General features: G+C 40.4%; 22 protein-coding genes. 9 read left to right on the top strand and 13 right to left on the bottom strand.

Annotated elements, in window-relative coordinates; genetic code table 11:
* Positions 1 to 111 precede the first annotated feature (111 nt).
* The 4 genes from SYJ56_RS07465 (at position 112) to SYJ56_RS07480 (ending at position 1,619) form a co-directional block, all read left to right on the top strand.
* Positions 112 to 477 carry an alpha/beta hydrolase gene (locus SYJ56_RS07465; RefSeq protein ID WP_323833055.1) on the top strand — a complete coding sequence of 122 codons (366 nt, stop codon included), beginning with the start codon at positions 112 to 114 and terminating at the stop codon, positions 475 to 477.
* A gap of 97 nt (positions 478 to 574) precedes the next feature.
* Entirely contained in the window at positions 575 to 820 is a 246-nt protein-coding gene (locus tag SYJ56_RS07470) for a hypothetical protein (protein WP_323833057.1), read from the top strand.
* A gap of 106 nt (positions 821 to 926) precedes the next feature.
* Complete coding sequence (locus SYJ56_RS07475; RefSeq protein WP_323833059.1) at positions 927 to 1,220, top strand: type II toxin-antitoxin system HigB family toxin; 294 nt, start codon at positions 927 to 929, stop codon at positions 1,218 to 1,220.
* Positions 1,221 to 1,232: 12 nt separating this feature from the next.
* On the top strand, positions 1,233 to 1,619 hold the full coding sequence (locus SYJ56_RS07480; protein ID WP_323833061.1) for a helix-turn-helix domain-containing protein: 387 nt from the start codon (positions 1,233 to 1,235) through the stop codon (positions 1,617 to 1,619).
* Between the two features lies 1 nt (position 1,620).
* Here SYJ56_RS07480 and SYJ56_RS07485 read toward each other — a convergent pair whose 3' ends face one another.
* From SYJ56_RS07485 to SYJ56_RS07500, 4 genes are all read right to left on the bottom strand, one after another.
* A complete protein-coding gene (locus tag SYJ56_RS07485; protein ID WP_323833063.1) occupies positions 1,621 to 1,875 on the bottom strand; it encodes a DUF6364 family protein in 255 nt (84 codons plus the stop codon).
* A 122-nt stretch (positions 1,876 to 1,997) separates the two neighbouring features.
* Positions 1,998 to 4,517, bottom strand: coding sequence for a replication restart helicase PriA (gene priA / locus SYJ56_RS07490; protein WP_323833065.1), 2,520 nt, complete (start codon positions 4,515 to 4,517; stop codon positions 1,998 to 2,000).
* A 5-nt stretch (positions 4,518 to 4,522) separates the two neighbouring features.
* On the bottom strand, positions 4,523 to 6,550 hold the full coding sequence (locus tag SYJ56_RS07495; protein ID WP_323833067.1) for a thioredoxin domain-containing protein: 2,028 nt from the start codon (positions 6,548 to 6,550) through the stop codon (positions 4,523 to 4,525).
* A 37-nt stretch (positions 6,551 to 6,587) separates the two neighbouring features.
* Positions 6,588 to 7,571 carry a GSCFA domain-containing protein gene (locus SYJ56_RS07500; protein ID WP_323833069.1) on the bottom strand — a complete coding sequence of 328 codons (984 nt, stop codon included), beginning with the start codon at positions 7,569 to 7,571 and terminating at the stop codon, positions 6,588 to 6,590.
* 249 nt (positions 7,572 to 7,820) lie between these two features.
* Here SYJ56_RS07500 and SYJ56_RS07505 point away from each other — a divergent pair, with 249 nt between their 5' ends.
* Entirely contained in the window at positions 7,821 to 8,315 is a 495-nt protein-coding gene (locus SYJ56_RS07505; RefSeq protein WP_323833071.1) for an RNA polymerase sigma factor, read from the top strand.
* Between the two features lie 4 nt (positions 8,316 to 8,319).
* A complete protein-coding gene (locus tag SYJ56_RS07510; protein ID WP_323833073.1) occupies positions 8,320 to 8,913 on the top strand; it encodes a hypothetical protein in 594 nt (197 codons plus the stop codon).
* A 232-nt stretch (positions 8,914 to 9,145) separates the two neighbouring features.
* Here the strand turns inward: SYJ56_RS07510 and SYJ56_RS07515 are convergent, their stop codons facing one another.
* The 8 genes from SYJ56_RS07515 to SYJ56_RS07550 all read right to left on the bottom strand — a co-directional run bounded on the left by SYJ56_RS07515 (position 9,146) and on the right by SYJ56_RS07550 (position 21,438).
* Entirely contained in the window at positions 9,146 to 9,895 is a 750-nt protein-coding gene (locus tag SYJ56_RS07515) for a DUF1835 domain-containing protein (RefSeq protein WP_323833075.1), read from the bottom strand.
* A 7-nt stretch (positions 9,896 to 9,902) separates the two neighbouring features.
* Positions 9,903 to 10,319 carry a DUF1801 domain-containing protein gene (locus tag SYJ56_RS07520; protein WP_323833077.1) on the bottom strand — a complete coding sequence of 139 codons (417 nt, stop codon included), beginning with the start codon at positions 10,317 to 10,319 and terminating at the stop codon, positions 9,903 to 9,905.
* 15 nt (positions 10,320 to 10,334) lie between these two features.
* Positions 10,335 to 10,724, bottom strand: a complete 390-nt coding sequence (gene gloA2 / locus SYJ56_RS07525; protein ID WP_323833079.1) for an SMU1112c/YaeR family gloxylase I-like metalloprotein — start codon at positions 10,722 to 10,724, stop codon at positions 10,335 to 10,337.
* 9 nt (positions 10,725 to 10,733) lie between these two features.
* Positions 10,734 to 12,806 (bottom strand): S9 family peptidase, encoded by a 2,073-nt coding sequence (locus tag SYJ56_RS07530; protein ID WP_323833081.1) that lies wholly within the window; start codon positions 12,804 to 12,806, stop codon positions 10,734 to 10,736.
* A gap of 2 nt (positions 12,807 to 12,808) precedes the next feature.
* Entirely contained in the window at positions 12,809 to 14,116 is a 1,308-nt protein-coding gene (locus SYJ56_RS07535) for a D-alanyl-D-alanine carboxypeptidase (protein ID WP_323833083.1), read from the bottom strand.
* Positions 14,117 to 14,191: 75 nt separating this feature from the next.
* Positions 14,192 to 15,604 carry a SusD/RagB family nutrient-binding outer membrane lipoprotein gene (locus SYJ56_RS07540; protein ID WP_323833086.1) on the bottom strand — a complete coding sequence of 471 codons (1,413 nt, stop codon included), beginning with the start codon at positions 15,602 to 15,604 and terminating at the stop codon, positions 14,192 to 14,194.
* Positions 15,605 to 15,623: 19 nt separating this feature from the next.
* The gene (locus tag SYJ56_RS07545; protein WP_323833088.1) at positions 15,624 to 18,716 is read right to left on the bottom strand and encodes a SusC/RagA family TonB-linked outer membrane protein; all 3,093 of its coding nucleotides are present in this window, start codon (positions 18,714 to 18,716) and stop codon (positions 15,624 to 15,626) included.
* Positions 18,717 to 19,194: 478 nt separating this feature from the next.
* Positions 19,195 to 21,438, bottom strand: a complete 2,244-nt coding sequence (locus SYJ56_RS07550; protein WP_323833090.1) for a sodium-translocating pyrophosphatase — start codon at positions 21,436 to 21,438, stop codon at positions 19,195 to 19,197.
* Positions 21,439 to 21,848: 410 nt separating this feature from the next.
* Here SYJ56_RS07550 and SYJ56_RS07555 point away from each other — a divergent pair, with 410 nt between their 5' ends.
* Positions 21,849 to 22,460 (top strand): HD domain-containing protein, encoded by a 612-nt coding sequence (locus SYJ56_RS07555; RefSeq protein ID WP_323833092.1) that lies wholly within the window; start codon positions 21,849 to 21,851, stop codon positions 22,458 to 22,460.
* A gap of 5 nt (positions 22,461 to 22,465) precedes the next feature.
* Here the strand turns inward: SYJ56_RS07555 and SYJ56_RS07560 are convergent, their stop codons facing one another.
* Complete coding sequence (locus SYJ56_RS07560) at positions 22,466 to 23,302, bottom strand: serine hydrolase (protein WP_323833161.1); 837 nt, start codon at positions 23,300 to 23,302, stop codon at positions 22,466 to 22,468.
* 419 nt (positions 23,303 to 23,721) lie between these two features.
* Between SYJ56_RS07560 and SYJ56_RS07565 the strand changes: the two genes are divergently transcribed.
* Together SYJ56_RS07565 and SYJ56_RS07570 are read left to right on the top strand one after the other, a co-directional pair.
* Positions 23,722 to 24,420 carry a response regulator transcription factor gene (locus SYJ56_RS07565; protein ID WP_323833094.1) on the top strand — a complete coding sequence of 233 codons (699 nt, stop codon included), beginning with the start codon at positions 23,722 to 23,724 and terminating at the stop codon, positions 24,418 to 24,420.
* Between the two features lie 9 nt (positions 24,421 to 24,429).
* Complete coding sequence (locus SYJ56_RS07570; RefSeq protein WP_323833096.1) at positions 24,430 to 25,884, top strand: sensor histidine kinase; 1,455 nt, start codon at positions 24,430 to 24,432, stop codon at positions 25,882 to 25,884.
* Positions 25,885 to 25,901 lie beyond the last annotated feature (17 nt).

Below are 25,901 nucleotides of genomic sequence, written 5' to 3' on the forward strand. Positions count from 1 at the left end.
AATTTGCGTTTTTAGTTGCCTGTTGTGCTCTTGCGCTTTTCAAACCCTGCACCGAACCAGGGATATTAACTTCATTTCTGCCAATAATCAGGAGAAGCTCCCTAAAAGAATTTGGATGTTTATGCTTCCAAGAAGGCAGATAATCTTCCTGTTTTGGTGTTTTTCTATGGTGGGAGTTGGGAAAGTGGGGAGAAGGAGATTTATCACTTTCTCGGAAATAGATTGGCAAGGAGGGACTTAATTGTGGTTATCTCCGATTACCATTTGGCATCTGAGTACAAGCTTCCAGCAATGCAGAAATCTGCTTTGGAGGCTGTGAAATGGACAAAGGATAACCTTATAAAATATGGCGGAAATCCAGATCGAATATTCGTTTCTGGGCATTCAGCAGGCGGTTATTTGGCTGCCTTAATTGCTGTGAAGGAAGGTGAGTTGGCACCTTCGGAAAATGGAAAAAAGCTGGCAGCTCAATTTTGATTGATGCGGCAGGATTGGATATGTATGGATATTTGAAAGAAACAAATAAAGGTGAAGTCAAAAAGTATTTGAAGGCATTCACGGATGATCCAGCGGTGTGGAAAGAATACTCCCCATGTATTTTCTCCCAGATCAATTGGCGCCAATGCTCATTCTTGAAGGTGAAAGAACCTTCCCAAGTATTCGTTCAAGCCGCGAACGATTTATGAAGCGAGTTGGGGAAATGAGAGTTGACAGCGTGACGGTGAAAATTTACCCCAAGAAAAAGCATATTCCGATAATAACTCAGTTTCTTTGGACAGGAGGGAGAGTTTATAAAGATGTGTTACGGTTTATTGAATAAAATATGGAAATGGCTGAGTAGCCTTAGAATACTTAGAGTAAAATGGAAAAACAAAAAGTTGGTATTTTAACAACTTTTTGTTTCATTTGTTGTTTATAAGGTAGGTATGACGATCCTTTTTCTTACAAAAATAATTGCGTTTTCCCGTAAGCATTCTGATTCTGGGAAGAGTTTGACTACTTGGAAGAATATTGTGGAAAATGCCTCTTGGAAAAGAAGTCAGGACCTTCTAGATAGTTTTCCTAAAGCGAAGATTATCAAAGGTGATAGAGCTCGATTTAAAATTGTGGGAAATAAATATCGATTGATAATCGAGGTGAACTTTGAAGATGAAACGGTTGAGGTTCGTTTTATCGGAACACATTCAGAGTATGACAAAATTGATGCTATTACGATTTAACTATTTATAAAAATGGGTACTGTCAAAAATTGGTATTTGCTTGATTCTGAAGAAGAATATGGTTGTGCGGTTGCCCGCTATGAACAGCTAAAGACGGCAAAAAAAGGAGAGGAAGAACATAAAGAAAAAATGCTTTTGGTGCATTTGATTTCTGATTATGAAAGCAAACAATGGGACTTACCTGAGGTAGATCCAGTAGAAATGATCAAAATCAGAATGGAGGATTTTGGCTATAATGCGGCGACTCTAGCCAGAGAATACGGAGATAAAGGGACAATTAGCAAAGTTTTGAATTATAAACAGTCGCTTTCCTTGACGATGATCAGGAAATTTAGTCGTCTACTCAAAATACCGGCAGAATGGCTGATCAAAGAATATCCTTTAAAAAAGGCAGTTTGAATTAAATAAGGTTACTCTTGGCTTTGTAATATTCTTCTTTCCAATCGAAACCTTCTGAATATTCTACTTTTGATTTTGGCAATGACTTTACGTATTCGACCAAACTCATCCCATTTTTCAATTTGGGTTTAGGCTTGACCAAAGTTTCAAAATGATCTTCTACCAAGCTAAAAATAGTTGTGTTATTTTGGTCTGCGTAGGTTTTGACTTTATCCAGTAGTTTTTCCTCTATGGTGATGTTAAGCCGCTTCTTCATAATTTCATGCGCATGATCCTGAAATTGTACGCATGAATATATAAACCAGTTTTTAATTTGTTAATAAACAAGCTTTAAAATTGACATGTAATTTTCCAATCTTGCAATTTTTCAATCCCTAATCAACTTGGATCCACATCCACCACAAACCTCACCGAACGGAACTCCGGTCTGGATTTCAATTCCTCGGTGATTTTCCAAAGATGTTCTTTAAACACCACAGGCGTATTTCCTGACCGGTCAAGTTTGATCAAACTCTCAAATTGGTACTGGTTTTTGATTCTGGCAATAATGCCTTTTTCCGGGCCTAGAACGATTTTTTTAATCGGAATCTCTGCCATGCCATGATGTAAGTTTAATGCTGCTTTTTCCGCTATTTTATAATCCGCATGGCGAGTGGTAATTTTCACCAATTTCACAAAAGGGGGGTAATAAAACTTCTTTCTGTCGTGAATTTCATGGTTGAAAAATTCAAAGTAATCTCCCTTGATTACCTGAGTATAAATCTGGGTTTCAGGATCTCTCGTTTGCACTATGACCTGTCCTTGGACTTCTCTTCGTCCGGCCCGGCCTGCCACTTGTGTGATCTGCTGAAAGGCTCTTTCTCCTGCACGGAAGTCTGGAAAATTTAAAATTCTATCTCCATCCCAGATACCGACTACAGTCACTCTTCCAAAATCCAATCCTTTCGTGATCATTTGAGTACCTACAAGAATATCAAGATTCCCAGATCCAAATTCATCCAGCAACCGCTGATAGCCATTCTTGCTTCGGGTAGTATCAAGATCCATTCTGCCAATTCTAGCTTCAGGGAAAAGTAAACTCAAGGTTTCCTCAATTCGCTCCGTTCCCATTCCCATTGTGGTCAACTGCGTACTTCCACAGGCAGGGCAGGAGCTGGGAGTTTTTTCCTTATAGCCGCAATAATGGCAACGGAGCTCCTCAGAGAATTGATGATAAGTAAGGCTGACGTCGCACTGTACACACTGACCTGTCCAGCCGCAATCCTCGCATTGGATATAAGGAGAATAGCCTCTTCTGTTTTGGAAAATTAAAACCTGTTCTTGCTTTGCGAGTGCATCTTGAATTCTTTCCCGGAGGATTCGGGTTGTATCTAGCTTGAGTAGGTTTTTCCGTTTATCTGCCGCCAAATCCGCCAAGAAAAAATTGGGCATGCTGGCATCACCAAATCGATGGGTCAATTCTACATAGCCAAATTTGCCTTGGCTGGCATTGAAATAGGATTCGAAGGATGGTGTGGCTGAGCCCAGTAGCGTTCTGGCTTGGTGAAAATAGGCAAGCATAATCGCAGAATCTCTTGCCTGAAATCTCGGTGCCGGATCAAACTGCTTGTAGCTGGATTCATGCTCTTCATCTACAATGATCAATCCCAAGCTATCAAAAGGCAAGAAAATAGAGGATCGCACACCCACGACAAAGGAGAATCTACCACTCAAGACCCCATTCCAAACTTCCACCCGCTCATTATCTGAATACTTCGAATGATAAACGCCCATTTGGCTTCCAAATACTTTCTTTAGTCGCGTGACGATCTGTGTAGTGAGAGCGATTTCAGGTAAAAGCAATAATACTTGCGAACCGCTGTCAAGCACTTCCCTGATCATCTGGATGTAGATTTCTGTCTTTCCGCTTCCTGTTACGCCGTGTAGCAAGACTGATTGCTTACTTTCAAATTGATGCTTTATTTCTTCGAAAGCAGCTTGCTGACTGATGGAAAGAACGGCAGGCTCGGATTCCGGTTCTTCTTCGGCAATTCTGTTTACTACGACTTTGAAGGCTTCGAATATTCCGTTTTTGATTAGGGTATTCAGCGAACTCTCAGAATCTCCCTCTTCCAGTAGCGTTGATTTGTCTACCCCTTTTTCGTTGGACTTTGGCTTTTGGAGAAAGGGAACGTCCCGTAAATATTTCAGTAGAATAGATTCCTGTTTTGCTTTCTTCGACAAGCTATCAAAAACTTCCTGTAATGCACTTTTACTTCCAACAATCTCAGGAGTCAATCGAATTCGGGTTTCTACCTTTGGCGTGTACTTTTCCTGTACTTTCTCGAAAATCAGAATTGCTTCTTTCTTGACTAGACTTTTCAGAATCGGATGTATGCTTTTGATTGAAAGTACTTTTTCGCAGTCATCGTACGAAAGCTCAGCTTTATCTTCTAATGCAGCTAAGATCATGATCTCGCGATCATCCAAAGGATATTTGCTTTCTTCTCTATCGAAATTTGGGTTGAGCTGTACTTTGCTTTCGCTGCTCAATCTCAAGCCTGAAGGCAATGCTGCATGCATGACCTCTCCAATGTGGCAGAAGTAATATTCAGCCATCCATACCCAAAATCGGATTTGAAGCGGATTGACGCTGGGTTGATCATCCAAAACTTCCAAGATTGGCTTCGCCTGGTAGGCTTGGGGAGGTTTATTATGCACCTTTCCAATAATTCCCGTGAGCACTTTTTTCTTCCCAAACTGCACAATCACACGGGCACCAAGATTAATCTCCCGCTGCATGGAATGCGGAATATAATAAGTGAACATCCTCGGAATCGGAACAGGCAGAATTATATCTGCGAAATTATTTCCGCTATCCGATGGATACAAATCTTGATCTCCAAAAAGGCTTTCCAATAGTTTTAGGCTAAATATGGGAGTTGAGAAATCGCTTCTTCGCGTGTGCTTACCGGTTTGCGGCAGGCATGGTCGAAGCAGACATAAATTAAGGCATTTCCGTCCGAATCGGGAGTTTTATCAGCAAGAATTGCGGCATTATCTGTCGGACTTTCGGAGAAAGCTAAAATCATGTTGGGCAAATAGTTCTGTTGAAATCCCCATGCCTTGACCGATGCTCCATTTCCTGTAATAGCGATTTCTGCCGTAGGAACAAGCTTTTCCAAAAACAAACTTGCCCAATTGCTCAGGAATCCAGGATCTTTAAGGATGAGTTCTTTCATCCCCCCAAGCATTTTTGAGGCGATTTCTGAGTATTTTTCTTCGTAGGTGAAAAGCGAAAGACGATGAAGATTTCTTGCCATCACTGAATTGGATGCAGGAATGACATTGTCAAAAAGCTCCTTTTTATTGGCGATCAGTTTCTCAGCTTTGGGATTATTGAAAAAGAAAAATCCATCTGCCTCATCGTAAAATTCGGCAATACAAAAATCTGTCAGGGGTCTTGCAAGATCCAGCCATCTAGAATCTCCGGTTGCTTCAAAGGCCATCATGGATGCTCTGATCACAGCTGCGTAATCTTCCAAGAAACCTGGAGTATAGGCCTTTCCATTTTTGTAAGCACGATGCAGCGTACCATCTACCACTAGTTTTTCCTGAAGGAATTGCAAGTTTTTGATAGCAAGGTCAAGCATGCTTTTTTGCCCAGTAGCATAATATGCCTGTATCAATCCTGCACTCATCAGGCCATTCCAGCCGCTTAGGATTTTATCGTCTTTCCCAGGATAAATCCGTTGATTTCTGACTTCGAGAAGCTGTCCTTTTACTTCCTTTAGTTTTACCCGAAGCTCACCCACACTCATCCCAAATTCTTCAGCAATTTCCTCTTCACTTGAAGTTTGAAATAAAATATTTACTCCTTCTTCCCAATTTCCTCCTGGTTTTAGATTGTACAATTTGCTTAACCAAGGCATTTCATCTGGGATTAGTTTTTTCAATTCCTCGTAGGTCCACACGTAGAATTTGCCTTCCACACCTTCAGAGTCAGCATCTTGAGCCGCATGAAATCCTCCTTCTCCGTTCAGCATTTCAGCTTCTAGCCAAGCGACAGTTTCCATTACTTTTTCTTTGAAGAAACCATCTCTACTCACCTGGTAAGCTTTTGCATACAATTCCAGCAATTGTCCATTGTCATAAAGCATCTTTTCGAAGTGTGGAGCAAACCACTCTCCATCCACGGAATATCTAGCAAATCCACCCCGCAACTGATCGTATATTCCACCCATTCCAATCTTTTTCAGCGTGAAATAAACCTTTTCGAGTAGGTTATCATTTTTGCTCAAAACAGCAGAATCTAGAAGAAAATGCCAAATTGCTGGCATTGGGAATTTCGGGACACGATTCAATCCACCCCACTCAGAATCGAATTGGGCGATTATTTTGGTTACAATTTCCGCGAGTTCATCTGGATCGAGCTCTTGATTACCTGCTGAAATTCCGTATTTCTCGGTTTCCTTTCTATTAAGACTAGTGCCAAATCCTTCGGCACTTTCAGCCAATTGATCTTCATTTTTTTCAAATGCATCCGCGATGTTTGTCAAAAGGCCTTTCCATTGTTGGTTTGGGAAATAGGTACCACCGTAAAATGGCTTTTGATTGGGCATCAAAAACACATTCAGCGGCCAGCCTCCCTGTAGCCCCATTGCTTGAACTGCATCCATGTAAATGTTGTCAATATCAGGACGTTCTTCTCTGTCAATTTTGATGCAGACAAAATGAGCATTCATCAGTTGGGCTGTAGCTTCGTCTTCAAAACTTTCGCGTTCCATCACATGGCACCAATGGCAAGCAGAGTAACCAATCGAAACCAAAATTGGCTTGTTTTCGGTTGTTGCCTTTCCCAAAGCTTCTGGCCCCCAAGGATACCAATCCACAGGATTGTGGGCATGTTGGAGAAGGTAAGGGCTTTGGGAATGTATAAGGCTATTAGACATATAGGATGTGAAATATTTGAATTGAAAGATTGAAAAACTAAGCTGATAAAACTTCCAACTTTTGCTTAACATCAGCTATCTCTCTTGAAAAATCAAATTCGGTATTTAATCGTTCCAGCTTTGGGAGGAGATTTGCCAGAAACTTTCGGTGTGCCTCGCTTTCAGGATTGAGTGGTTTATGAGCTAGGTCTTGATTGATCTTGTGAAGCTGATCGACTTTATGTCTGGTATCTTCGCTGAAATTCGATATTTGCCATTTTTCCCAGATGTAGTTTTCGGCTTCGGCACTCGGATGAATCAAATCTTCTTTGTAAAAGCGATAGTCCCGTAATTCGTCTATAAGAATTTCATAAGCAGGGAAATATATCGTGTTACTTAGTCTCTTTTCTAACTCATGACAAAGCACGCGTAGGAGACTTTTACTAAGTTGGTTTTCTGGAATGCCATCTTTGATATGGCGAACTGGACTGACTGTCAAAATGATTTTCAAGTCAGGATAAGCTCTAGATATATTTCCAAAAACATGGCTTAGGTGAGAGACCATTTCTTCAAGTGGAACAAGTCTTTTCCGAAACAGCTTTTGGGGAAGTTTGTGGCAATTTGCCACCCTGCCAAAGTCCTCGGTTTCGTAAATCCATGAGGTGCCTAAAGTCAGTATTAGATGCGTCCCTGATTCCAGGTATTTCTTGGTTTCCTCAAGGTGAAAGGCATAGTTCTTTTTCAATTGCTCGGAAGAATTTCCATTAAGGTCAGAATGTGCCCCTAGATAATAATACATTCCATCCCGCTCTATCAGTCCATTTTCCTCCAACTTATCTTGAAACATTGCATGATCCAGCAGATCACCCAAAATCATGGGGTGAAAGATAGTCCCGAAAGGACTGACTAGGCAGTCAAATTTGTGATCAAGCATCTTTTGCCCAATAGTCTGCGCAAAGCATGAACCCATACTTAGGATTTTACTTTGATGGGAAATCGGAAAGGGTGATTCCGGAATTGTAAAAGGCGTGGACCACTGCATAACACGAAAATAAGGATTTGTGATGGATTGTTTTATCCGCAGGGGACACAAAGGTTTTCGCAGAGCTCAAAGAGTTATTTTGACTTCTTATGTAGCAATTGTTTTGCTTCTCCAGAAGCTGGACTTGCTTCCGCCACTGTTCGTGTCTCACGAACAGTTTTTTATCAACTGTTTTATTTTTTCTAAATATTTTTCAGCAATTATGTGATTTTTTCCAGAGATCGAAGACTAATAGAGAAAAGAAACCAAATGAATAAAGAAGAAGAGTTTGTCAATCTAATCCACCAAAGCCAGGGGCTGATCTACAAGATAGTATCGATCTATGCGAGGGAGCGGGAGGAGCAAGATGATCTGTATCAAGAGATCGTGTATCAAACTTGGAAGTCATTTGATAATTTTAAAAAAGCAGCCAAACCGTCCACCTGGCTATATCGGGTGGGGATGAACACAGCAATCACTCATCTGAATCGATCTAAGAAACAACTTAGGGTAGTTCCTCTTCAAGATGTGAAAATCCAATTTTCAGATCCGGAAGATGTCGGAAAAGAAGAAAAAATCCAGCAGCTCTATGCGCAGATCAGAAAGCTGAATATGCTGGATCGGGGTATAGTATTTCTCTTTTTGGAGGGAAAGAACTATGAGGAGATTGCTGAAATATCGGGAATCACGGTAAGCAATGTAGGGACGAGGATGTCCAGAATCAAAGCAAAGTTAAAATCAGGTGTCACCGCTCAAACCGACTAACAACATGGAACTCGAAGAAATGAAATCACTCTGGGCTGACCTCAGTCTGCAAGTGGAAAAACAGGATAAAATTCAAAAGGAACTTCTTATGGAAATCACCAAACAAAAATTCAGAAAGAAACTAAACACCATCAGGATTTCCGAAATCCTGGGTTCCTTGGTCTGTGTAGGCTATGCCGTGTATTTGCTGTCCCATTTTTCGGAATTTGAACTATGGTACAATCAGATTTTTGCACTAATCAGTATTTTTATCATGATAGCTCTTCCAACAGCTAGTTTAACAGCGATTAAAGGTATGCGAAACGTGCGGATAGACTCAGAAACCCCCTCTACCATTTTGAATACATTTATCAAAAACAAAATTCGATTTGAGAAGGTGCACCAGTATGGGATGATCTCTGGAGGGATAGTGATGATTACGATTTTGCCACCATTGGCTGAACTGAGTGGTTCTTTAGCGAAGATTTTAAACCCCGTGTTTTGGATGATTTACATCCCGGTTGGTTTGGTTTTTATGTACTTTTTTAGTCGATGGGGTCTGAAAAAGTATAAAGGAGTAATTGATTCATCTGAGAAAATGTTACGGGAATTAGAATGAAAAAAAGGAGCTGTTTTGATGGAGGCCACTGAAAAATTATCCCTAAAAAAAATGGCTTATGAATTATTATCCTCATAAGCCATTCTGCTTTAAATATTTGGAAATTTCATTTAACCAGTTTGCATATAAACGATTCTCAGAGGGTTTAATTTATATTTTCACACCTTTTTGATGGTGCAATTTTTGCAGAGGACTTTTTCAGTGTCCTCGTTTTGATGCAGCTCCTTTAAACTTATTTTTGCATCTCTTCATTTTTCAATTCTTCCCAGAGTCGCTTTACCTGCAAATCTCCATAGCCATAAATAGCATGCTTGATATGGAAAGCCCGAAAGATTTTCCCAAAGTCATCTGTGCCTAATTGAGCTGCGATTTCTTTTAAGGCTTCTTTTGGCCTCCCAAGAAATTCACCATGAGGAATGGACTCTTTCCATGCTAGTACTGCAGGGTATAGAAAAGGTAGTTCAGGACTGGTCTGCTCAGAAAGAGTGATGGCCTCAGCAATATCCGGTCGTTGGTATAAATACCACATATCTCTCAAAATATGCCTTTCGTTTGCAGTAAGCAATTTTGCATCTCTAAATGCCTGTTCTAATTTCAACTGATTCATTCCCCCAAAACCTTCGATTAAATCAGTGGTAGGAGATATCAGATAAACTGAACCTTTATGCTTTTGAAGCAAGTGCATTACAAACCATAGATTCACCTGACAGAACAAGTCATGCTCAAACCATAGATAGACTTTTGTTTCTGGAGCAGCAGTCATAATTTTTCCAAACTCTGGGACTACTTTAGTGAAATAGTCTTCTTCAGAAGCTGATGGGTAATTTTTTGAGAGATACGTATCTCGAATTACCCATAGCTCTTCGATAGAATGTGCACTTACAGGGCCATCAACTAGGCATTCCCGGACAACTGTGATTTCGCCCGGAATGCTGGCCGGAAATGAAGATGCCAACGAATCACCATTTAAAACATGTAGCATAGTATTGTTATAGGGTTTTTGTTTGGATTAAATTTATGGAAGTATGGATCATTTCCCTAAAAACCTCTTCATTTACATCAGACATTTTATTGATATAAAGGCAGCCTTTGGCTTTTTTATGTTTACCAAGTTTTGCTAAGAAAGGTTTTAAATCTGCTTCTTCAAGCATAATATATATTGATATGGATTGCTTTCTGGGAGAAAAGCCAACGGGAAACCATTCCATCTCTTTCCCTGAGATGTATTTGTAGTTGTATTTACCAAAGCCTACTATACTCGAGCCCCACAAAACAGGCCTTTCCCCTGTCTCTTCTTTGAAAAGATCTAAAAGCCTCAACCCATCTGCTTTCCTCGTAGGATGTTCGATGGAATGGAGGAAGCCTTCTACTGAATCATCTGTTGCTTTGGTATTGAGTTCGGACATGTATTTAATTTAATTTTAGACTTCGTAAAACTCAACAGGTAAGCCATCCGGATCAGCTATAAATGTGAATCGTTTTCCTGTAAATTCATCAACCCGAATGGGTTCAGAGTTTACTTTATGCTTAGAAAGCTCATCAACGCACGCTTCAAGACCAGTCACAGCAAAAGCTATGTGTCTTAGTCCAGCAGCTTCCGGTCTGGAAACTCTGTCTGGTGGGGAGGGAAAGGAGAACAATTCTATAACGTATTGACCATTTAGGTTTAAGTCAAGTTTGTAGGAGTCTCTTTCTTTGCGATATACTTCTCTTACTATTTCTAGGCCTAATATTTCAGTATAGAACTTTTTGGAACGTTGATAATCCTTGCAGATAATGGCTATATGATGAATATTTTGTAGTTGAATCATTGAATCGAATTAATCAATCAGGTGCTTCTTTAAGAAATCTGCTGTTACCTGATCTACTCTGATCATGTTTGACCACTTCATCCAGTGGTGTGTGTCTCCTGGGATAAGAATGGATTCATAAGGCTTGCCCAGCTCCTCAAATCTTCGGATCAAATCAGCGGTTTGGCTCACGCTTACATTTCGGTCATCGTCTGAATGAATAAAAAGCACTGGCGATTTCCAGGTAGCTAAATCAGCTATTGGTGAAGATTCCCATGCTATTTTCTTTGCTTTGTCTAAATCAGCTGCGACTTCATACGTTTCGGGAAGATCATATCGACCATCTAGATCATGTACACCGTGGATATCCACTCCGACTTTAAATAAGTCAGAATCCCGTGCCAATGCCAAAGCAGTCAAATAACCTCCGTAACTACCCCCATAAATTCCGATTTTATCTCCATCCACCTGCGGCAAAGAGGCGAGGAACTCACCCCCAGCTTTGATGTCTTGATACTCTACAGCGCCTTGGTAATAGCCATTGGCAGGTCGGTGGAATTCATATCCATAACCAATACCTAAACGGTAATTCACAGATAAAACCACAAATCCAAGTTCTGCCAAATACTGATTCAACGCATAGGTATTGGAATAGTAATCCATGTAACTCCAGCCCAAAAGCATTTGTCGTTGAGGTCCACCATGAGCGAAAACAACTCCTGGTTTTTTGCCTTCACCGCCTCCTTTTTCAAATAGCTGACCATAAACTGTTGTGCCATCAGGTGCAGTGAATTTTACCTGCTTAGGAATCACAAGGTAAGATTGAGGGAAATCTGTAGGGATAATGGACTCTTGCAAAAGTTTAGTTTTTGTGCCATCATTCACGGCGATCAAATGGGATCGTTTTGCAGTCGCACTGAAGTACGCGTACTTATCACTATTTCCAATCCAAACAGGATAGGCTTCTATGCCATCCCCACTTGTTTCCCAAGTTAATGTTGAACTGGAAATATCGATTGATCCTACATGTCTTCGATCTAAGTCTTCTGGTTCAGAGCCCGTGTTTCCTGAGAATATAAGTTTAGAATTGTCAGCATTAATCTTGATCTGTTCTACCATGTAGTCGCCTGGAGTCAGTAAAGTGGTTTTACCGGACCCAACCTCAAGAGAATACAAATGTTGCCAGCCGTCCTCATAAGATTGGAAAACCAAATTACCATCTGCACTGAATGAGAAAAATGGATATGAGTAAGATCCTCTAAGTGTCTCTGGAGCTTTCCATAATTCTTTTGTCTCACCAGAAGATGCATCCGCAATCCAGATTTCCCATGGTGTGTGTCTAGGTTCTAATAGATCAAAAGTTGCTCCTTTTCCACCTTGAAGCCTGATGAAAGCCAGTTTTTCACCATCAGGTGACCATTGAGGAAGCACGTCACGATGAAAGGAAGGAGACATCCATTGAATGGGAGTTTCATTATCCTGATAGATTCCTACCAATGAATGGGATCCTCGATTGGATACAAATGCCAGCTTTGTTCCATCGGGAGAATATTTTGCATAATTGACGCTTCCTTTCACTTCAAAAAGCTGGGATGGCTTAGCTGCAGTTTTTAAATCCACCGTCCAGACTTGTCCTCCTTTGAGGTAGCCCAATTGATGGGGAGGCCCTACAAAAGGATCATCAGCTTCAGTGATGGCTTCCACCGTTCCATCTGCAAGTTTGATTTTCCAGATTTCCACTTTTGGGAGTTTCGGGAGATTTTGAGCATTTACTGTGGAGGAGGAATTACCACCTCCGTGATCTCCTCCGCGCACAAAAATCAACAAATTTCCATCTGGGGTAAATTGAAGACTGCTGATTTCCTGACCATCATCCTCGTTGAATTCGGTTAATTTTTTAGGATCAAAAGCTGGGCCTTCTGCAAAATAAATATTCCGCTTTCCCTGTTCATTCATTGCCCAAGCTATTTTCTCTCCAGTAGGGGAGGAAGTTAATTCAGAAGGGAAACTGAACTTTCCTACCTGCTCCATTGTGAACGTTTGGGAGTGGACTGAGTGAAAAAAAAGGAAAAGAAGAAAGGATAGAAGTATGTTTTTTTTCATGATTAATACTTGTCGTGAATGTAATAAAGCACTTTTGTCAACTCGGTTTTTAGCTCAGAACTAGGAATCGCGTAATTGTTCATCAAACAAGAAAAGTGGAGGATTTTTCCGCTTTTGGTAATCAAATAGCCGCTGAGTGCATTACTCATAGATAGCGTTCCGGTTTTGGCATAGATATATGGCGGTTGGCCTTCATCTGATGGATACCAATTTCGAATCGTTCCTGATTCTCCTCCAGCGGGGAAATAGGCTTTGATTTTCTCTAAAGGTACTTCAGTTCGGATCTTACCAAGTAACGCGATTATGCTTCGTGGCGTGAACATGTTTTTGGAAGAAAGCCCAGAGCCGTCTACCCAAATAGGCTCATCAGGCAAGTCTGCAAGTAAGTTTTCTTTGGAATAGGCGATGGCATCAGAAGTGCTGAGTTTGTTATCCAGCTGATCGGAAACCAGAAGTAAAAGTTGCTCAGCGAGGAAATTGTCAGAGATTTTCATCATCTGTGCATAGATGCTATCAGCTGGGGCAGTTAGTAGTTTCTTAGGCTCCTCGGAGAGGTATAGCTGTTTTTTTATGACTTTTATATCTTTCCCAATTTCCTCTGATAGCAATTGGGTAGCAAAGTCTGCTGATGTAATGAATGGTATATCAGTTTCAAATCTTTTGTTAGTGGCATCTGAAGTTACAAAGTAGCTAAACTTATTTTCCAGATGATCTCTGCGGAAACTAGCGCTTGAAGTACCTCTGGGCTCAACGAGCTGCATGGAAGACTCGAATTGTGGGGGATAAATGGTGAACGTACTGTCACCTTCACTTTTTGCGAAACGTACTATGTCGCCATAGACTGGCATGGCAGAGCGTTCTGCAGCGTAATGAGAATTGTACCAGTCCCAAGACCATCCTGATCCGAATGCATCAACTTGATCAAAATTATCCAGTAAATACAGCTTTTTATCAGTGCCTTTTAAGAATTCGATTGCCTTGGTATTTTTCAAATCTGGGTGCAATAAACTAGGATCTCCTGTACCCCAGAATATAAGCGAATCTCCTTTTTCTAAATAGTTTAGGCCATTTACCAAACTGTCTCCCAAAACTGTATAGGAAGTATAAAAGGTAAATAGCTTAGTGTTGGATGCAGGAATAAAGTATTTGTCTGAGTTGATGTCCACAAGTACTTTATCCTTAACAGGATCTACCAACATAAAGCCCAAATGCCCTTTATTGAAGACATCTGATTTGGTGATGGACTTGTTGATATGCTGAACGGTGCAGGAGCTGAAGGCAATTACACAGGCAAAGAGAATTTTTTTCATAGTGGTTGTTTTACTCAATTTAAACAAAAAAAGTCTCCTGCTTTTAAACAGGAGACTTTCATAAAGTGGGTTAGTTTATTGATCCCACCAGATTCGATCTAACAGACTTACAGAAGGAACATTGCCTCCATTTCTACTTATTTCACTATCAGGATAGGCAAGTCTTCTGATGTATTCTCCACCAAGATTTGGATTGAGATTAGCCGGTAAGGTCATATTCTTATAAGCATAATCATACCTTCTGGCATCGTTCCATGTTTCAGGATGCAAGAACATTGCTACATATTTCTCTTTAAAAATATCATCAATCGTAAGAGCTGCTGCTCCCATGCTGACACTTGGATGGGATAAATACGCCTCTTTATCAGCAGGCTCAACCTCAAGCATATCCATATGGGCTTCGATTCCGGCAAGATATGAGTCGTAAGCGCGGGATTTGTCTGTGTCAAATGCTGCTTCTGCTTCGATAAATTTCAACTCAGCATACGTAGCAATTAATAAGGGTGCTTGTCTCTCGGTATAAAATTGACCTTCGACCAGTGTGGATCTGGCTCCCTGCTCAGGCGCATTTCCACGTCCAGCTCCATTGACAGTTCCAATAAATTCGCCATCGTCTGTAGTTCCTACCATCAAGGCAAGTCTTGGATCTACTGTAGGATATGAAGTTCCATCCAAGGCTTCGATAAACTGTTCTGAGATCCAGCCAGTCAGCAATAAGTTGGCATTGTTGATAGCATCCTGAGCCCAGGGGTTAAATCGCTGCTCAAAGAAAAATACCTGAGCATTTTCATTATTGGATGTGAAGCCTTGATCAGCTGCTGCCAACACATCTGCTGCGCTATATCCTGCGCCGCCTTTCATGTGTATCATATAGCGAGCTTTGAGCGTATAGGCAAACTTCATCCAAGAGTCAATATCTCCACCATAGATGAAGTCATCATCACCAATGGAAGATGTTGAGGTAGCTTGAAGGTTGGAAATCCCCTGATCCAAGAGACTCATTACGTTACTATATAGTACTTGATCATCATCATACGCAGGTGTTACTGTACTGAAGTTGAAGCTTTCCGAAAACGGTACATCTCCAAATAAATCAACTGTCATCCCAAGATTGAGTGCCATCAAAACTTGGCCTGCTCCAAGATATTGGAGTGCTCCCTCAGCTTCTGCTTTTTCATTCATGGTGTATAGGTCAGTCATTACATTGTAGAGGCTGAACCAAAGTGAGCTGAAATTAAGTGGATCCATCGTATCTGAGCCACTTGCAGGATTGGGAGATGCTAAATACTGTACGTAATTACTTACTGCACTTCCTTCACGGTACACATTCAAGCTAGTCTCATAGGTAATGTTTGCCATTAAGCCTGAGATAGGTGCATCTTGAGGATTGTTTGGGTTCTCATTTACATCTAAATAAGACTCACAGGCAGATGCCGAAAGAACTATAGATGCGCCCAATATTGCTTTTATTTTATTTTTCAATTTCATCTTTCAAGTCTTTTAGTAGTTAGAGTCCTAAGTTCAACGTAACGAAATAGCTTTGTACGCCAGGGAAACCTAACCCTGTGAATCCAACGGCATTACCGCCTGCACCCGCTGAGAAGGACTCAGGGTCAAATCCATCCCAAGGAGTTGAAAGGATGATGTTGTTTGCTGCCAATGATATTCTAGCAGTCCTAAATGGCGTTCTTTCAAGCAGAGATGGCTGCAAGCTGTAAGCCAAGGTGATATTTCTTAGCTTTATAAAGCTAGCATCATTTACAAAGTTTTCTGACACTCCCCTGTAGTGATTTCTCCAATAACCTGCTCCATAATCAACTCCATCAGGACCTACTCCTTGTCCAAGCCATACTTCTTTAGTGTTCTGAGAACCATCAGCAATTACACCTGGAAATACTACAGTTTCATTTCTTCTTTCCGAATCCTCTTGCTTTCCAAAAGCTGAAAGGAAGTTGCCAAACTGGTCATATTGCTCAAGGCCAGATCTAAAGTCTATAAGGAATGAAAATTCAAGTCCATTGTAAGTGAATTGGTTTTTTAACCCACCAAAAAGTTTTGGAATTGCATTACCGAGGATAATTTGATTTCCTGTTCTTACAGGAAAACCATTTGCTCCTATTAATTGTGGTAAGTCTCTATTCAACGTATTTTCACCTTCTGCCAGATCAGGTCGTACATAATGACTTCCGGATATGTTTCCGTAAGCTTCACCTTCTCTTAGAATCATTGTAACTGTAGAGCCAACATAGCCAAATTGAGAACCAACTACGATCTGATCAATTCCTTCCCGGATTGATTTCACTTCATTTTTATTGGTAGTCAGGTTTGCGGATACATCCCAGCGGAAATTGCCTTTTTCGATTGGCGTTCCACCAAGTACGAATTCAAAACCTTTGTTTTCTATCTCACCAGCATTGGTGATGTATGAAGAAAATCCCGTAGCGTCGGAAATTGGTACTGGGATGATTTGATCTTTTGAATTGGACTTATAATAAGTTATATCCATATTCAATTTATTATTGAAGAAGGCCAGTTGAGTACCAAATTCTACGGATGTTGTTGCCTCTGGCTTAAGAGCCGGATCACCAAAGGTTGAGTTCTTAGAGAAACCAACCTGACCGTTCAACGGGAATACCGAAGGTGAGACGAAAGTTGCGCCTAAGATATGCGGATTAGTATCCTTACCTACCTGTGCCCAAGAGGCTCTTAGTTTTCCAAAGGTAAACCATGATGGCATTTCAAAATTCTCAGTAAATACATAGCCTAGATTTACAGAAGGGTAAAAGAATGAGTTGTTTTCCTTAGGTAGAGTCGAGGAAATATCATTTCTACCTGTAATGTTTAAGAAAAGGAAGTTTTTATAATCAACCATCAGATCACCATAGAATCCCACCAACCTTCTGATACTTTTACCCTGACTGCCAAAAACCTGAGTGGTATTGCTGACATTATAAAATCCAGGGATTACGAAATCACTTCCGGAAAGTGAGATTCTATCGTACTTTCTTTCAAAGACATCATTTCCCACTCTTAACTGGGTATTCCAGCTATCATTCCATTGTTTCTTCAAGGTTATATAAAAGTTGGAATTGAGGTCTTTACTGGTAATTCTAGTTTCTTCAATAAATCCAGTAGAACTTAACGCTTGCTCACCATCTATTCCCGTTGGGCCAGGAGTTATCTCTGTACGGCTATCACTATAAAAGTCAGTTCCTAGACGATATGAAAACATTAACCAATTAGTCGGACTATAATTGAAATTAATGTTACCAATAATTCTGTTAACATCATCTTCATAGGTGGCAAATCTGGCGTCATAGATAGGGTTTGTGTTGCCATAGGTTTTCATTGTCCCATCTTCATTGATGTAATCAGTGACATCCGTAGACTCAGACCAATACATCATTCTTTCAAGAAATCTGTCGTGAGGCACTCTATTTCCGCCAGAATTACTAAAGTTGATTGAACCTGAAAAATTGAATTTCTCACTGGCAGTTACTGTTCCAGAAAGTTTTGCTGTAGTTCTTTCCCAGTTGGAGAAAGGAATGATACCTTCTTGATCTAGTCTACCGAATGATCCATAAAAAGTTGCTTTATCATTGCCACCAGACACACTTAAACTATTGTCAAAAGTTTTCCCAGTATTAAATGCATTATTCCAATTGTCCTGATAAACATAGGAAGGGTCATTTTCTTCCGCAATGTTAGCGCCCCAAGACGGCCAGAAGCTACTATCATCTCTTTCACCACTGAACCCCTGACCATACTCATTTTGTAAAGCAGGCATTTTGACGAGTTTGTCTATGCCAAAGGAGCTTGAAAAATTCACTTGGACTTGGCCTGATTTTCCTTTTTTAGTAGTGATGATGACTGCACCGTTTGCTGCACGTACTCCATAGAGTGCTGTGGCTGCAGCACCTTTCAATATAGACATTGTCTCGATATCATTTGGATTGATATCTGCAATTCTATTGGTCATTCCCCGGGGAGTACGATTATCTGCAGCCTCTACAGTAGAATTATCAACAGGTACTCCGTCCACCACGAATAATGGCTGATTATCTGCACTAGGATCGAGTGAGTTGATGCCACGAATTACTATCCTGGCGGATTGTCCCGGTGCTCCTCCTGAATTTGTCACTTGCACCCCAGCTACCTGACCTTGAAGCGCATTTACTAGGTTTGGTTGGCGTGCTGTGGTAATTGCTTCTGAATCGATGCTCTGAGCAGCATAGCCAAGCGATTTTTTCTCCTGAGATATACCAAATGCTGTTACAATAAATTCATCCAGATCAGATGAAGCTGTAGATAGAGCCACATCTAGGGTAGTGAGAGAGCCTACAGGCAGACTTTTAGAATCAAAACCTATAAAAGAGAAAACCAATACAGCATCTGAATTTGGAACATCGATACTATAATTACCATCGATGTCAGTGACAGCGCCTGTACTGGTGCCTTGGATCAAAATACTTGCCCCTGGAAGAGGTTCTCCATCTTCTTGAGAGGTTACTTTTCCTTTGACCGTCTGCTGGGCGTACAATGGTACGCTCACCAGAAAACCCAAGAGAAAAAGCAATGTCATTGCGTAGTTTTTCTTCATGTGTTTAGTTGTTTAATATGTACTTAATTGGTTTGCTTTTTATTTATTCAATTTCTGGCAAAATCCTGCATTGCCATATTTTCTTTCAAAGAGTTAAATAGCACGCTTATCAGTAAGCTCCTTTTCGCAGATGCTTGTTACAGCATATATTGATGGTTAACGTAGATTTCAAATTATTGCTTCTGAATCAACCTAAATGCTATGAAAACTCAACTATCAATCAGATTTCGGGTATTCTTACTAGCATTATTGTATAAATTACGAATAATGCTTTGGTAAATTCAATATTTTGTAGGTGATTTTTAACGAAAAGATAATTATTTCTTACAAGTCAAAGATTATTTGCCTATGCGTGTTTTTGCCGTATTTTATTTTGAATACATGCAAGAGTAAGCTTATTCTTTGAGGATGAGATCAAAAAAAAGACCGCCCTGAATTAGGCAGTCCATTTTTAAGCCGGGAAAAAGTGTATGTCCCGTTAATTCACTTTCTTAATTTCTGTGATTGTTTCGGTCACTACTTTTTTTCCGTCCTCATATTGGATTTCTTTTTTGATCTCTACTTTCTCTGACATTGCAGCAGCGTGATTACTTTGACTGATGTGTGGAGCAATAATCAAAGCAACAATAGACATCAATTTTATAAGGATATTCATAGATGGACCCGAAGTGTCTTTGAAAGGGTCGCCAACAGTATCACCGGTTACTGAAGCTTTATGTGGTTCAGACTTTTTGTAGTACATCTCTCCATCAATCTCTACACCTTTTTCAAAAGACTTCTTCGCATTATCCCAAGCCCCACCGGCATTTGACTGGAACATACCCATCAATACTCCTGATACTGTCACACCTGCGAGTAATCCTCCAAGCATTTCAGCAGAGGAAACTTGTTCAAATACACCCTGGAATCCAAAACCTACAAGAAGTGGAGTGAGTAGCGCAATGGCCCCAGGAAGTAGCATTTCCCGAAGTGAAGCTTTCGTAGAGATCTCTACACACTTCTCATATTCAGGTTTGGCTTTATATTCCATAATGCCTGGGATTTCTCTGAACTGCCGTCTTACTTCATTCACCATATCCATCGCGGCCCTGCCCACTGCTGCTATAGCAAGGGAGGAGAATATATAGGGTATCATACCCCCGACAAATAAGGCGGCAAGCACAGGGGCTTTGAATATATCAATGGCATCAATTCCCGCTACACCCACAAATGCTGCAAATAAAGCTAAAGAAGTCAACGCGGCAGATGCAATAGCGAAGCCTTTACCTGATGCAGCTGTGGTGTTTCCCACTGCATCCAATATATCAGTACGATGTCTTACTTCCTCTGGAAGTTGACTCATCTCCGCGATCCCACCGGCATTATCTGCGATTGGGCCAAAAGCATCAATCGCGAGCTGCATTGCTGTCGTCGCCATCATTCCTGCTGCCGCTATCGCTACTCCATAGAGACCTGCAAATGCATATGATCCCATGATGCCACCTGCTAAAACTAGAATTGGTAGAACGGTAGATTCCATTCCAACCGCAAGTCCGGCAATGATGTTTGTTGCATGGCCAGTTGCTGATTGCTGTATGATAGATTTTACTGGACGTTTGCCCATTGCTGTATAATATTCCGTAATGATACTCATCAGTGTACCTACCACTAGCCCAAGGATGATGGCATAGAACACATCCATGCTGGTGAAGTCATAGCCACGGATAGATAAGGTCTCTGGAAGCATGTATTTCACCACAAAAAATGAGGCAATTCCTGTAAAGACTATGGATGACCAATTCCCCATGTTCAAGGCATGCTGCACATCTCCTTTATCATCTTTAATAGTCACAAAGAACATCCCCATGATAGAGAACACAATTCCTAAACCTGCCAGTACCATTGGCAGTAGGATAGGGGCGATACCCCCAAAATTATCCACTGAAACAATCTCTCTGCCCAACACCATCGTAGCAAGGATTGTAGCCACATAAGAACCAAATAAATCAGCTCCCATCCCTGCTACATCACCTACGTTGTCACCCACGTTATCTGCAATTGTGGCTGGGTTTCTTACGTCATCCTCCGGGATTCCAGCTTCTACTTTTCCCACCAAATCAGCTCCCACATCGGCAGCTTTAGTATAGATTCCTCCGCCCACACGTGCAAAGAGTGCAATAGATTCGGCTCCCAAAGAGAAACCTGCAAGTACTTCTAGTGCTTTTTCCATTTCCACGCCATTCACTCCGGCCCCGACAACACGCTGCACATATATATGGTAGAAAAGTATAAAGAGTGATCCGAGTCCTAATACTGCTAAGCCAGCTACACCAAGTCCCATTACGGAGCCTCCAGTGAAGGATACTTTAAGGGCATGCTTCAAACTGGTTCTGGCGGCTTGGGTGGTTCGGACATTTGCTTTGGTAGCGATATTCATACCTATATATCCAGCGAAAGCTGAAAATACGGCTCCTATAAGGAAGGAAATAGCTATAACTGGGCTGGATGTCTCAACCGACATTCCCGACCATGCTAAAAGTATAACTGCTATAACTGCAAAATAGGAAAGTACTTTCCATTCAGCTTTCAAAAAAGCCATAGCTCCATCTGCGATATAACCCGCGAGTTCCATCATGTTTTTATCGCCAGTTTCCTGCTTGGTTACCCAGGCAGATTTAATGGCCATCACGATCAGGCCTACCAGCCCAAGAGCTGGGACTACATAAATCAAAGCTTGTTCCATAAATAAAGTATGTCCTACTGTTAATTTTGAAAATGTTAATTGAGCAAATATATAACTTCTCAATTACTGACCAATTGCAGATTGTTATTGCTTAAATTACTGTTTTCGAAGAATATTTTAAAAATTAAGCAATGGAATTATAGTTTGATTTAAGCCTCTTGTTGGAAAGTCGATGAATTATTGATATTTGGCAAAAAGATAAAATGTTTGAATTGTTCAAATTTTTAAAGTTTTTGGTGATTTTTGAAGGTTCAAAACAGTAGTATTCCGAGAAAGAAATATTGGTTATTTTACTTAGATCTGAGTGATTAATGTTTTAAATGATTATAATTCAATTGTTTAAAACTGTTGAAGTCAATATAAATAGTAAATTAGTTTTGTTTTAGTTATTACAAATTATTCTAAAGCCTGTGGATAAAGATCTCGACAATTTTGAATACAACATCAGAAAAATGTTTGCTGAGCGATTAAATCCAAACGTTTGCTACCATAATTTAGAGCATACCTTATCAATTGTAGCGAAAGCCAAAGAGATCGGCGAATATTATCAAATGGATAAGGATGAATTGGAGGATTTATTTCTTTCAGGATGGTTACATGATGTTGGCTATTGGGAAGGAGTCGCGCTGGATCACGAGAAAAGAGGAGCTGATTTTGCACAAGACTTTTTACAGGAGTTCGGGGTACCAAAGAGTAGAATCGAAGCTATCTATAATGCAATACTTGCTACCAAAGTCCCACAAACTCCAAAGAATCTCATGGATTCCATAATCTGTGATTCAGATCTTTACCATTTGAGTTCAAATCAATTTTATGCCCAAACCTTGCTGTTAAAGAAAGAAAATGAGCAGCTCAATGGTAGGCCTGTTGAGCTATTGGGTTGGTTGAGGAACAGTGAAAAATTCATGACTGAGCATCAGTATCATACAGATTATGCAATTAGGTTTTTCCAGCCTGGAAAGGACGAGAATCTTGAATTTCTTCGATCAAAAATAGAAGAACTAGAGAAGACGGGGATATAGCCCCCTTAATAGGAAAGTCCTTCTAAGTATTTTTCTAATCCCTCCGGTTGTTGGTATGGATGCTTTGGGTTAAAATAATTCCAGATTAGCTTAGATATTTTCCTGGTTATTACCCATGCTTCATTGTCATATTCCCAACTTTGGTCTTCATTATTGTCGGTGAAAATAGCACACACATAATCTCCCTGTGGTGAATTCACCAAAAACACTTCGGATCGGGAGGCATTGACCATTCCTTGCTTGCTGGCAACATTTACTCCTGCAGGTATTCCTGTTAGGGCGTAATCAGTATAAAAAGTGTTGGATAGTAAGCGATACATCTGTTCTGATGCAGCTGGGCTGATTAACTCTCGATTGTGTAATCGAATTAGAATATCGGCCATCTCCTTTGGCGTCGTCTGCCCCCAACCATACTTTTCCCAAATCTGCTCTCTTCCAGCTGTACGACTGTTCACTCGTGTGTTTGTGTATCCTAATTGTTCCATCAATGAATTGATTTCTATTCCTCCACCAGCAAGTGTCTGATTCCAAAGTGAAGTGGTATTATCGGAATAGCTGAGCATCAGGGCAACCAAGGTGCTTAGATCGGTTTGGGTAGAATCTTTAAAGAATTGCATAATCCCAGACCCACCATATTTGACAGAATCCCGATAAATCAATGGCTCTCGATAATGCAGTTCACCCTTTTCTATTTTCTCGAAAATACCTAAGAGAATGGGGATTTTGACAATGCTCGCCGTGGAAAATACTGTGTCCGAATTGATTTCTACTGAAGTGCCAGTTCTCAGGTTTTTGATATATATGCCGATATCTCCGCGAAATGAATCCGTTATCTGCTTAATAGAGGACTTTAATGTAACTCAAAAATCCACGTCCTTTGGGCGTGGTCATGTTCTTGTGGGGCTTTGCCCGAAAGGCATATGTGGTTGAGAAAAATTTGTGGTGCTTAGCAAAAATCGGGGTTAAAGCCACATCCTTTGGTTGTGGATAGTCCGATTTTAACAAATTTTTTACTTGCTGATCAGTTTTTGTCTGAGCTTTTACGCTAAGAGAACAGGCTATTGTGAAAATCAACAAAATCAGTGTTTTTTTTATTGTCATAATTAGAGAGCGTTGTGGGTATAAATATGTTAAATTCTTAGAGATTAGTTCTGAAAATTCGATTTCCCGTGTTTTTTTGCACAGAAGGAATAGTTGTGTGGTCATCGTGATAGTTTCGTGATGATTAGATTTTAACTTTCCGCATTACTTTATTTTTCAAATGAAAAAAGTACTAATAGTAGAAGATGATCCCAATATCAGTCAGCTGATCCAGATTCACCTGAAGGATTTGGGTTATGAATTGAAAGTAAGAAATAATGGTCGAGAGGGGTTTGAAGAAGCAAATTCCAATAGTTACGACCTGATCATTCTGGATATTATGCTTCCTGGTATGGATGGAATCGCTATTTGTCAGCGACTTCGGGCACTGGATAATTTCACTCCAATTCTCATGATTACTGCCAAGTCAGAGGAAATAGACAAAGTTATTGGTTTGGAATCTGGTGCTGACGATTATATCACAAAGCCTTTTAAAATCCGTGAATTTATTGCCAGAGTCAAAGCAATTATACGCCGTCAAGATCAATTTGCTATGCTTGCCGCTAATGATGTGAGGTTGATCAAATTTGAATCTCTGGAAATTGATGAGAAAAAACGGAAAGTGATTTTGTTGGAAAAGCGGGTGGATCTGACTCCCAAGGAATTTGATCTTTTGGTACTAATGGCAAAGAATCCTGGCAGAAGTTACACTCGATCAGAGCTACTGGAGTTGATATGGGGTTATGATTTTACGGGATATGAGCATACTGTGAATGCTCATATCAACCGACTTCGGGCAAAAATAGAAGCAGATCCAAACAACCCAATCTATATCCTTACCACTTGGGGTGTTGGATATAGATTTAACGATGAGTTTTAAGCAGCAGTCATGAAAAGCCTATTCCTGAGAATTTCATTAATCTTTATTCTAGTTCTACTGATCGTGGGTTGTTCTTATGTCTTTATTACTGCGACTACCGCCCAGCGCTATTTTCAAGAGACTACGCAACGATTGAACGCGACGGTGGCTGAGTATATGATAGAAGAGGTGAATCCTTTTGTGGATGGAGAAGTAAATGAAGCTGCTTTAGGGACCATTATGCATTCTATGATGGCGGTGAATCCCGGGATTGAAGTGTATTTGCTAGACCCGACAGGAGAGATTCTTTCCTATGTTGTTTTTGATCAGCTGGTAAAATTGAAGCGAGTTGATCTTGATCCTATAAAGGAATTTATTGCTGCCAAAGGTGATGATTTTGTGATGGGAGATGATCCTAGAAACCCAGGCGAAAAGGCAGTTTTTTCTGCTACAGCTGTCTATGAGGATGAAAAGCTGCTGGGTTATGTGTATATCATTTTGGCAAGTGAAAAATACGAAACTATTGCGTCGGGGGTTCTTGGGAGCTACTGGATTCAGCTGACTTTTAATTCCATTCTTATCACCCTGGTGGTAGCATTGTTAATCGGCTTGGTCTTGATAGCCTGGCTAACCCGCCACCTTAGGGCAATTGTGAAAACTGTGGAGCGGTTCAAAGATGGAGATATGAATGCGCGAGTGCCTGATTACAAGACAAACTCTGAGTTTGCCGTTTTGGGAGAGACATTTAATCATATGGCAGATAGGATTCTTGATAATATAGAAGAACTCAAAAAAGTGGATAGTCTTCGTAGAGAATTGATTGCCAATGTATCTCATGATCTGCGAAATCCACTCGCTATAATCAATGGCTATATAGAAACTCTGCAAATGAAAGGAGAGTCTCTTTCTGTAGAAGAAAAGGATAACTACTTGAAAATCATTGGAAATAGTACGGAAAAACTAACTAAATTAGTTGCTGACCTGTTTGATCTTTCCAAACTGGAATCGGGTCAGATGCAGGTGAAGAAGGAAAATCTGAATATTCAGGAGTTGCTTCAGGATAGCAGTTTGAAATATGAATTATTGGCCAAATCAAAAAATATTGTAATTGAGACTAGTATATCATCGGCACTGCCAATGGTGAAAGCTGATGTCTATTTATTAGACCGAGTGATCCAAAACTTGCTCGATAATGCAGTAAAATATACTCCTCAGAATGGTGAAATAAGAATTGAAGCTAATTTGGTGAAGAGCGGAGTACAGGTGAAAATCAAAAATACAGGTGGCGGTATTCCACAAGCAGATTTGGAAGCTATTTTTGATCGGTACTATATGATCGATAAAGAGCGGGAAGGTGTGGAGGGTTCGGGACTTGGGTTGGCCATTGTCAAGCGGATCTTAGAAGTGCATAGCTCTGAGATTCATATTGAGTCGGATTCAGATACCTATTCTGAGTTTATATTTGAATTGCCTGTGGGAGCTTAGACCTTAAATATTTCTAT

The sequence above is a fragment of the Algoriphagus aurantiacus genome, assembly GCF_035156405.1.
In the GTDB taxonomy this organism is placed as follows: domain Bacteria; phylum Bacteroidota; class Bacteroidia; order Cytophagales; family Cyclobacteriaceae; genus Algoriphagus; species Algoriphagus aurantiacus.